The following is a 6511-nucleotide window of genomic DNA, read 5'->3' on the forward strand; positions in this document are numbered from 1 at the left end:
GTGATCAGTTGCGGAACGGGAAGCTGAAGGCTTCCAGCAACGCCTTGGCTTCTTCGTCGGTCTTGGCGGTGGTGGTGATGGAGATATCCATGCCACGCAGCGCGTCGACCTGATCGAAGTCGATTTCCGGGAAAATGATCTGTTCCTTGATGCCGAAGTTGTAGTTACCACGGCCATCGAAGGCACGGCCCGAGACACCACGGAAGTCGCGCGTACGCGGCAGCGAGATGTTGATCAGGCGGTCCAGGAATTCCCACATCTGGGCACGACGAAGCGTGACCTTGCAGCCGATCGGCCAACCGTCGCGGATCTTGAACGAGGCGACCGACACGCGGGCCTTCGTCGTGATCGGCTTCTGGCCGGCGATCTTGGTCATGTCGGCGACCGCGTTCTCGAGGATCTTCTTGTTACCGGCGGCTTCGCCGACGCCCATGTTGAGCGTGATCTTCGTGATGCGCGGGACTTCCATGACGTTCTGGTAACCGAAGCGCTCAGTGAGCTTCTGCATTACCGACTCTTTGTAAAACGTTTCAAGGCGGGTCATGACTTCGGTTCCTTACGCGTCGACCACTTCGCCCGAACGGAACACGCGCACCTTGCGCCCATCCTCGAGCTTTTTGGTGCCAACGCGCTCGCCCTTGTTCGAGGCGGAGTTGAAGAGCTGGACATTGGAGATGTGAATCGAGGCCTCACGTTCGACGATACCGCCCGGCTGGTTGGCCTGGGGGTTCGGCTTGGTGTGGCGCTTGATCAGGTTCACGTTCGAGACGACCACGCGGTCGCCATCGACGCGCAGCACGTCACCGCGCTGTCCCTTGTTCTTACCGGTGATAACGAGGACGTTATCACCCTTGCGGATACGGTTCATGGTCTGGCCTCCGCTCAGAGCACTTCGGGCGCGAGCGAGACGATCTTCATGAACTTCTCGCTGCGCAGCTCGCGTGTAACCGGCCCGAAGATACGGGTGCCGATCGGCTCGAGCTTGTTGTTGAGGAGCACGGCCGCATTCCCGTCGAAACGGATCAGCGAGCCATCGGCACGGCGCACACCCTTGGCGGTACGAACCACCACGGCGTTGTACACCTCACCCTTCTTGACCTTGCCGCGGGGAATGGCGTCCTTGACGGTCACCTTGATGACATCGCCGACGCTGGCATAACGGCGCTTGGAGCCGCCCAGCACCTTGATGCACATCAGTTCCTTCGCGCCGCTGTTGTCCGCCGCGGAAAGCGTGCTTTGCATCTGAATCATCGCAGCTCTCCTTAAACTTCAGCGCGCGTGACGATTTCGACCACGCGGTGATGCTTCGTCTTCGACAGCGGACGGCACTCCGCGATACGGACCACGTCGCCCTCGTTAGCACCCGTTTCATCGTGTGCGTGGAGCTTCGTGGAGCGGCGGATGATCTTGCCGAGCAGCGGGTGCTGCACCTGGCGTTCGATCAGCACCGTGACCGTGTTGACCATCTTGTTGCTAATGACGCGGCCTACGAGGGTACGCGCCGTTTTCTGGTTATCGCTCATATCAGCCGTCCCTTACTTCTTCACGCCGAGCACGAACTTCGTGCGGGCGATGTCGCGCCGAACGCGGCGCAGCTGGTGCGGCTGGGTGAGCTGGCCGGAGCCCTTCTGCATGCGCAGATTGAACTGCTCCTTGCGAAGGTCCAGCAGATGCTGATTCAGCTCTTCCGCCGACTTGGTCTTGATTTCTTTGATGGCCATCACATCACCGCCCTGGACACGAACTGGGTCTGGACCGAGAGCTTGGCCGCGGCCAGGCGCATGGCCTCGCGCGCGGTTGTCTCGTCGACACCTTCGATTTCATAAAGCATGCGACCCGGCTGGATCAAGGCGACCCAGAACTCGACGCCACCCTTACCGGCACCCATTCGGACTTCGATGGGCTTGCGGGTGATCGGCTTGTCTGGGAACACGCGGATCCACAGCTTGCCGCTACGCTTCACGTAGCGCGTGATGACACGACGAGCCGCCTCGATCTGACGCGCGGTCAGCTGACCGTGCGTCGTCGCCTTCAGGCCATACTCGCCAAAGCTCACGAGATTGGAGTTGAATGCCAGGCCGTCGTTACGGCCCTTATGCATTTTGCGGAACTTGGTACGCTTCGGTTGCAACATGGCAACGCTCCTTACTTGGCAGAGCGCTCGCCGCGCTCACGGCGGTTTTCACCACCTTCGCGACGCGACGACTGCTGAGGCTGCTGTTCTTCCTTCGACTCGGCCGTGGCGGCCGCCAGGTCGAAGATCTCGCCCTTGTAGACCCACACCTTGACACCGATGATGCCGTACTGGGTCTTGGCCTCGGCGGTGCCGTAGTCGATGTCCGCGCGCAGGGTATGCAGCGGAACGCGACCTTCGCGGGCCCACTCGGAGCGCGCGATCTCGGCGCCGTTCAGACGGCCGGAGACGTTGATCTTGATGCCGAGGGCGCCGAGGCGCATCGCGTTGCCGACCGAGCGCTTCATCGCGCGGCGGAACATGATACGACGCTCGAGCTGCTGGGCGATGGACTCGGCGACGAGCTGGGCGTCGAGTTCCGGCTTGCGGACTTCACTGACGTTGATGTGCGTCGGAACGCCCATCATGTTGGTGACTTCCTTGCGCAGCTTCTCGATGTCCTCACCCTTCTTGCCGATCACCACGCCCGGACGGGCGGTGTGGATCGTCACGCGGGCGGTCTTGGCCGGACGCTCGATCTGGATCTTCGAGATACCGGCGGCGGCGAGCTTCTTGCGCAGCATCTCGCGGACCTTGAGGTCGGCAGCGAGGTACTGGGCGTATTCACCCTTGTTTGCGTACCACTTCGAGTTCCAGTCCTTGGCAATGCCGAGGCGGATACCGGTGGGATGAACTTTATGACCCATCGTGTCTTACCCCAGTCAGTTGCCGACAACCACAGTGATGTGGCTGGTGCGCTTCAGGATGCGCGAGCCGCGGCCTTTGGCGCGGGCGTACATGCGCTTCATCGCCGGACCTTCGTCGACGAAGATGCGAGCCACCTTCAGCTCGTCGACGTCGGCGCCGAGGTTGTTCTCGGCGTTGGCAACGGCGGAGAGCAGCACCTTGCGGACAAGGTGAGCGGCCTTCTTGTTGGTAAAGGCGAGCACGTCGCTGGCTCGGCCCACGGGCATGCCGCGGACCAGGTCAGCCACCAGGCGTGCCTTCTGCGCCGAAATGCGGGCGCTGCGCAGGATCGCTTTGGCTTCGGTGCTCATCACTTGCCCTTCTTGTCGCCGGCGTGCCCCTTGTACGTGCGGGTCACCGCGAACTCGCCGAGCTTGTGCCCGACCATGTTCTCGTTGATCAACACAGGCACGTGCTGGCGGCCGTTATGGATGGCGATGGTCAGACCGACCATCTCCGGCAGGATCATCGAGCGACGCGACCAGGTCTTGATCGGACGCTTGTTGTTGGCGGAAACGGCGGCTTCCACCTTCTTTACGAGGTGCAGGTCAACGAACGGACCTTTCTTTAGAGAGCGCGGCATGATCGTTTCCTATTACTTGCGACGACGCACGATGAACTGCTGGGTGCGCTTGTTATTGCGCGTCTTGTAACCCTTGGTCGGCGTACCCCACGGGCTGACCGGATGACGGCCACCGGAGGTCTTGCCTTCACCACCGCCATGCGGATGGTCGACCGGGTTCATCACGACGCCGCGAACGGTCGGACGGATACCTGCCCAGCGCTTCTTACCAGCCTTGCCGAGCTTGCGCAGGCTGTGCTCCGAGTTGCCGACTTCGCCGATCGTGGCGCGGCACTCGACCGGCACGCGGCGCATTTCGCCGGAGCGAAGACGCAGCGTGGCGTAGCCCTGCTCACGCGCCACCAGCTGTACCGAGGCGCCGGCACTGCGCGCGATCTGCGCACCCTTGCCCGGCTTCATCTCGATGCAGTGAATGGTCGAACCTACCGGGATGTTGCGCAGCGGCAGGCAGTTGCCCGCCTTGATCGGCGCATCGGTACCCGATACCAGGCGGTCACCCTCCTGGACGCCCTTCGGCGCGATGATGTAACGGCGCTCACCATCCGAGTACACCAGCAGCGCGATGTGCGCGGTGCGGTTCGGATCGTATTCCAGGCGCTCGACGCGAGCCACGATGGACTCCTTGTCGCGCTTGAAATCGATGATGCGGTAGGCCTGCTTGTGGCCACCGCCGCGATGACGGACCGTGATGCGGCCGTAATGGTTACGGCCACCGGACTTGGACTGCGACTCGGTCAGCGGGGCATACGGAGCGCCCTTGTGCAGACCCGGGGTGCGGACGCTGACAGCGTCGCGACGGCCCGGTGAGGTCGGCTTGTGTGTGATTAGTGCCATTTCGAATAACTCCTGGCTCAGGCCTTGGCCGACACGTCGATCGTGTGGCCAGCGGCGAGTCGCACGTAGGCCTTGCGCTTACCCTGGCGAACGCCAGCGCGCTGGCGGAAGGACTTGGCCTTGCCCTTGCCATTGACGAGGTTCACGTTTTCGACCTTGACGTCGAAAAGGTGTTCCACGGCGGCGCGGACGTCAGCCTTGGTGGCTTCCGGGGCTACGACGAAAACATACTGGTTACCCTCGGCAAGACGGGCGGTCTTCTCGGAAATGTGCGGCGCGCGCAGCGTATTCAGGGTGCGTTCGTTGCTCATGCCAGCCACTCCTCGACCTTCTTGACCGCGTCTACCGTGAGCACGACGAAGTCGGAACCGACCAGGCTAACCGGGTTCAGCGCCAGCACGTCCACTACATGGAGGTACGGAATGTTGCGGGCAGACAGGTACAGCGCCTCGTTGGCTTCCTCGGAAACCAGCAGGACGCGGCCGGAGACTTCAAGCTCGGCGAGCTTGGAGATCATGGCCTTGGTCTGCGCCTTCTCGAAATCAAAACCCGGGACAACCTTCAGGCGACCTGCGCGGTTGAGCTCCGACAGCATGGAGCGGATCGCGACACGGTAGGCCTTGCGGTTGACCTTCTGCTCGAAGCTGCGCGGCTTGGCGGCAAAGGTGACACCACCACCGACGAAGATCGGTGCGCGGTAGTCGCCGTGACGGGCGCCGCCGCCCTTCTGCTTCTTGAACTTCTTGGTGGTACCGGACATCTCGCCGCGCGACAGCTGCGCCTTGGTGCCGGCTCGGCCGCCCGCGCGATACGCGGTGACGACCTGGTGGATCAGGGCGTTGTTCAGCTCGCGACCGAAGACCTCGTCGGACACGGTAAGCGGCTGGGCGCCAATGACATTGAGTTCCATGGCGTTCTCCTCAGCCCTTCGTCGTCGGACGGATCACGACGTCGCCACCGGGAGCACCCGGTACCGCGCCCTTGACCGCAATCAGGTGACGCTCGGCATCGACCTTGACCACTTCCAGGCCCTGCTGCGTGCGGTTGACCGCACCCATGTGGCCGGACATCTTCTTGCCGGGGAACACGCGGCCTGGCGTCTGGCGCTGGCCGATGGAGCCCGGCGCACGATGCGACAGCGAGTTACCGTGCGTGGCATCACCCATCTTGAAGTGATGACGCTTGATCGTGCCCTGGAAACCCTTGCCCTTGGACACGCCCTGCACGTCGACCACCTGGCCCACGGAGAACACGTCGTCGGCCTTGATTTCGCTGCCCACGGCATACTTGGCGGCGTCGTCGGCCGTGACACGGAATTCGCGAATGACGCGACCCGGCTCGACCTTAGCCTTTGCATAATGGCCCTTCAGCGGCTGCGTCAGCAGCGAGGCGCGCTTGACGCCTGCCGCGAGCTGCACGGCGCTGTAGCCGTCGATTTCGTCCGTCTTCACCTGGGTCACGCGATTGGGCGTCGCTTCAATCAGCGTCACCGGAATCGAGCGGCCATCTTCAGTGAAGAGCCGGCTCATGCCGCACTTGCGGCCTACTAGTCCGATACTCATATGTGTATCCCTTTGTCCGCTCAGCCCAGCTTGATCTGTACGTCTACGCCAGCGGCGAGATCAAGCTTCATGAGCGCGTCCACGGTTTTGTCATTCGGGTCGATGATGTCCAGCACGCGCTTGTGGGTGCGGGTCTCATACTGATCGCGAGCATCCTTATCGACGTGCGGGGACGTCAGGATGGTGTACCGCTCGATCTTGGTCGGGAGCGGAATCGGACCCAGCACCGTTGCACCGGTACGCTTGGCCGTCTCGACGATCTCACTGGCTGAACGGTCGATCAAACGATGATCGAACGCCTTCAACCGAATGCGAATCTTCTGGTTCGCCATAAAAACCGTGTCCTGTTGTCGAAAGAACGTTATGTATTTCAGGCACTTATCAGTGACCTGATTACTCTTTAGAAGCGTAAGCGACTACCGCCCTTGAGGACGGTAGCCGCCTATCTTACTGCATTTTCCTGCAAATTGCAGGGTTGATGCGTATTACTTGATGATCTTGGCCACCACACCCGCGCCGACGGTACGACCGCCCTCACGGATGGCAAAACGCAGGCCGTCGTCCATCGCGATCGGGTGGATCAGGGTGACCACCATCTTCACGTTGTCACCC

14 protein-coding genes and 1 pseudogene are annotated in these 6511 nt (G+C 62.0%); all 15 read right to left on the reverse strand.

The window, feature by feature from the left end; translation table 11 throughout:
* Positions 1-4: 4 nt before the first annotated feature.
* A complete protein-coding gene (gene rplE, locus VGM71_RS07425; protein WP_331543534.1) occupies positions 5-544 on the reverse strand; it encodes a 50S ribosomal protein L5 in 540 nt (179 codons plus the stop codon).
* Positions 545-556: 12 nt separating this feature from the next.
* On the reverse strand, positions 557-868 hold the full coding sequence (gene rplX / locus VGM71_RS07430; protein ID WP_331543536.1) for a 50S ribosomal protein L24: 312 nt from the start codon (positions 866-868) through the stop codon (positions 557-559).
* A gap of 14 nt (positions 869-882) precedes the next feature.
* Positions 883-1251, reverse strand: coding sequence for a 50S ribosomal protein L14 (rplN, locus tag VGM71_RS07435; RefSeq protein WP_072322777.1), 369 nt, complete (start codon positions 1249-1251; stop codon positions 883-885).
* A gap of 11 nt (positions 1252-1262) precedes the next feature.
* Positions 1263-1523 (reverse strand): 30S ribosomal protein S17, encoded by a 261-nt coding sequence (rpsQ, locus tag VGM71_RS07440; RefSeq protein ID WP_331543540.1) that lies wholly within the window; start codon positions 1521-1523, stop codon positions 1263-1265.
* A gap of 12 nt (positions 1524-1535) precedes the next feature.
* Positions 1536-1721, reverse strand: coding sequence for a 50S ribosomal protein L29 (gene rpmC / locus VGM71_RS07445; protein WP_331543542.1), 186 nt, complete (start codon positions 1719-1721; stop codon positions 1536-1538).
* Entirely contained in the window at positions 1721-2134 is a 414-nt protein-coding gene (gene rplP / locus VGM71_RS07450) for a 50S ribosomal protein L16 (protein ID WP_166699376.1), read from the reverse strand. The genes rpmC and rplP overlap by 1 nt, the downstream gene beginning before the upstream one ends.
* 11 nt (positions 2135-2145) lie before the next feature.
* Positions 2146-2880: a 30S ribosomal protein S3 gene (gene rpsC / locus VGM71_RS07455; RefSeq protein WP_331543546.1), complete on the reverse strand. Its 735-nt coding sequence runs from the start codon at positions 2878-2880 to the stop codon at positions 2146-2148.
* Between the two features lie 15 nt (positions 2881-2895).
* Positions 2896-3231, reverse strand: a complete 336-nt coding sequence (gene rplV / locus VGM71_RS07460; RefSeq protein ID WP_029213891.1) for a 50S ribosomal protein L22 — start codon at positions 3229-3231, stop codon at positions 2896-2898.
* Positions 3231-3503: a 30S ribosomal protein S19 gene (gene rpsS / locus VGM71_RS07465; RefSeq protein WP_029213892.1), complete on the reverse strand. Its 273-nt coding sequence runs from the start codon at positions 3501-3503 to the stop codon at positions 3231-3233. Before rpsS ends, rplV begins: the two co-directional genes overlap by 1 nt.
* A gap of 12 nt (positions 3504-3515) precedes the next feature.
* Complete coding sequence (gene rplB, locus VGM71_RS07470) at positions 3516-4337, reverse strand: 50S ribosomal protein L2 (protein WP_331543553.1); 822 nt, start codon at positions 4335-4337, stop codon at positions 3516-3518.
* A gap of 17 nt (positions 4338-4354) precedes the next feature.
* Entirely contained in the window at positions 4355-4648 is a 294-nt protein-coding gene (gene rplW, locus VGM71_RS07475; protein ID WP_250625409.1) for a 50S ribosomal protein L23, read from the reverse strand.
* Positions 4645-5247 (reverse strand): 50S ribosomal protein L4, encoded by a 603-nt coding sequence (gene rplD / locus VGM71_RS07480; protein ID WP_331543556.1) that lies wholly within the window; start codon positions 5245-5247, stop codon positions 4645-4647. Before rplD ends, rplW begins: the two co-directional genes overlap by 4 nt.
* Positions 5248-5257: 10 nt before the next feature.
* Positions 5258-5899: a 50S ribosomal protein L3 gene (gene rplC / locus VGM71_RS07485; RefSeq protein ID WP_331543558.1), complete on the reverse strand. Its 642-nt coding sequence runs from the start codon at positions 5897-5899 to the stop codon at positions 5258-5260.
* A 20-nt stretch (positions 5900-5919) separates the two neighbouring features.
* Positions 5920-6231 carry a 30S ribosomal protein S10 gene (gene rpsJ / locus VGM71_RS07490; RefSeq protein ID WP_250625406.1) on the reverse strand — a complete coding sequence of 104 codons (312 nt, stop codon included), beginning with the start codon at positions 6229-6231 and terminating at the stop codon, positions 5920-5922.
* A gap of 153 nt (positions 6232-6384) precedes the next feature.
* A pseudogene (gene tuf, locus VGM71_RS07495) lies at positions 6385-6511 on the reverse strand (elongation factor Tu); the annotation flags it as partial.

This window comes from Luteibacter sp. (assembly GCF_036499525.1).
Taxonomy (GTDB): Bacteria; Pseudomonadota; Gammaproteobacteria; order Xanthomonadales; family Rhodanobacteraceae; genus Luteibacter.

Excerpts from the sequence above, each read along its gene's own strand:
- rplE (WP_331543534.1), bottom strand. The coding sequence starts at position 544 with ATGACCCGCCTTGAAACGTTTTACAAAGAGTCGGTAATGCAGAAGCTC.
- rplX (WP_331543536.1), bottom strand. The coding sequence starts at position 868 with ATGAACCGTATCCGCAAGGGTGATAACGTCCTCGTTATCACCGGTAAG.
- rplN (WP_072322777.1), bottom strand. The coding sequence starts at position 1,251 with ATGATTCAGATGCAAAGCACGCTTTCCGCGGCGGACAACAGCGGCGCG.
- rpsQ (WP_331543540.1), bottom strand. The coding sequence starts at position 1,523 with ATGAGCGATAACCAGAAAACGGCGCGTACCCTCGTAGGCCGCGTCATT.
- rpmC (WP_331543542.1), bottom strand. The coding sequence starts at position 1,721 with ATGGCCATCAAAGAAATCAAGACCAAGTCGGCGGAAGAGCTGAATCAG.
- rplP (WP_166699376.1), bottom strand. The coding sequence starts at position 2,134 with ATGTTGCAACCGAAGCGTACCAAGTTCCGCAAAATGCATAAGGGCCGT.
- rpsC (WP_331543546.1), bottom strand. The coding sequence starts at position 2,880 with ATGGGTCATAAAGTTCATCCCACCGGTATCCGCCTCGGCATTGCCAAG.
- rplV (WP_029213891.1), bottom strand. The coding sequence starts at position 3,231 with ATGAGCACCGAAGCCAAAGCGATCCTGCGCAGCGCCCGCATTTCGGCG.
- rpsS (WP_029213892.1), bottom strand. The coding sequence starts at position 3,503 with ATGCCGCGCTCTCTAAAGAAAGGTCCGTTCGTTGACCTGCACCTCGTA.
- rplB (WP_331543553.1), bottom strand. The coding sequence starts at position 4,337 with ATGGCACTAATCACACACAAGCCGACCTCACCGGGCCGTCGCGACGCT.
- rplW (WP_250625409.1), bottom strand. The coding sequence starts at position 4,648 with ATGAGCAACGAACGCACCCTGAATACGCTGCGCGCGCCGCACATTTCC.
- rplD (WP_331543556.1), bottom strand. The coding sequence starts at position 5,247 with ATGGAACTCAATGTCATTGGCGCCCAGCCGCTTACCGTGTCCGACGAG.
- rplC (WP_331543558.1), bottom strand. The coding sequence starts at position 5,899 with ATGAGTATCGGACTAGTAGGCCGCAAGTGCGGCATGAGCCGGCTCTTC.
- rpsJ (WP_250625406.1), bottom strand. The coding sequence starts at position 6,231 with ATGGCGAACCAGAAGATTCGCATTCGGTTGAAGGCGTTCGATCATCGT.